1 protein-coding gene is annotated in these 1,246 nt (G+C 45.2%); it reads left to right on the top strand.

Annotation, left to right across the window (positions count from 1 at the left end; translation table 11 throughout):
• Positions 1 to 1,185 carry an elongation factor Tu gene (tuf, locus tag I6F53_RS20075; RefSeq protein ID WP_024589451.1) on the top strand — a complete coding sequence of 395 codons (1,185 nt, stop codon included), beginning with the start codon at positions 1 to 3 and terminating at the stop codon, positions 1,183 to 1,185.
• The last annotated feature ends 61 nt before the right edge of the window (positions 1,186 to 1,246 follow it).

Below are 1,246 nucleotides of genomic sequence, written 5' to 3'. Positions count from 1 at the left end.
ATGGCAAAAGAAAAGTTTGAACGCGTAAAACCGCACGTAAACGTTGGTACAATCGGCCACGTTGACCACGGTAAAACTACACTAACTGCAGCAATCACTAACGTACTTGCAAAAGTATACGGCGGTGTTGCTAAAGATTTCGCATCAATCGACAACGCTCCAGAAGAGCGCGAACGTGGTATCACTATTTCAACGTCTCACGTTGAATACGATACTCCTTCACGTCACTACGCACACGTAGATTGTCCTGGTCACGCCGATTATGTTAAAAACATGATCACTGGTGCTGCTCAAATGGACGGCGCGATCTTAGTAGTTGCTGCGACTGATGGCCCTATGCCACAAACGCGTGAGCACATCCTTCTTTCTCGTCAAGTTGGCGTTCCTTACATCATCGTGTTCATGAACAAATGTGACATGGTAGATGACGAAGAGCTACTTGAACTAGTAGAAATGGAAGTTCGTGAACTTCTTTCAGAATACGATTTCCCAGGTGATGACTTACCTCTAATCGCGGGTTCTGCGCTTAAAGCGTTAGAAGGCGAGAAAGAGTGGGAAGATAAGATTGTTGAGCTTGCAAACGCACTTGACACTTACATCCCAGAGCCAGAGCGTGACATCGATAAGCCTTTCATCATGCCTATCGAAGACGTTTTCTCAATCCAGGGTCGTGGTACTGTTGTAACTGGTCGTGTTGAAGCTGGTATCATCCGCATCAATGACGAAGTAGAAATTGTTGGTATCAATGATACAACTCGTTCTACTTGTACTGGTGTTGAAATGTTCCGTAAGCTTCTAGACGAAGGTCGTGCTGGCGAAAACATCGGCGCACTTCTACGTGGTACTAAGCGTGAAGACGTTGAACGTGGTCAAGTACTAGCTAAGCCTGGTTCAATCAACCCACATACTACATTCACTTCAGAAGTATACGTACTTTCGAAAGATGAAGGTGGTCGTCATACTCCATTCTTCAAAGGTTACCGTCCACAGTTCTACTTCCGTACAACTGACGTAACTGGTGACGTACAGTTACCAGATGGCGTAGAAATGGTAATGCCTGGTGATAACATCAAGATGACAGTAACTCTAATCGCACCAATCGCGATGGATGAAGGTCTTCGTTTTGCTATCCGTGAAGGTGGTCGTACTGTAGGTGCTGGTGTTGTAGCAACTATCGTAGCGTAATTATTAGCCTAGCTAATTGTTACCAAAAAGCCCGAGCTTAGTCTCGGGTTTTTTAATGCCT

It is taken from the genome of Pseudoalteromonas sp. SWN29 (genome assembly GCF_015864465.1).
In the GTDB taxonomy this organism is placed as follows: Bacteria; Pseudomonadota; Gammaproteobacteria; order Enterobacterales; family Alteromonadaceae; genus Pseudoalteromonas.
Note: the sequence above shows the minus strand (reverse complement) of the source record. Positions and strands in the feature narration are given on the sequence as shown.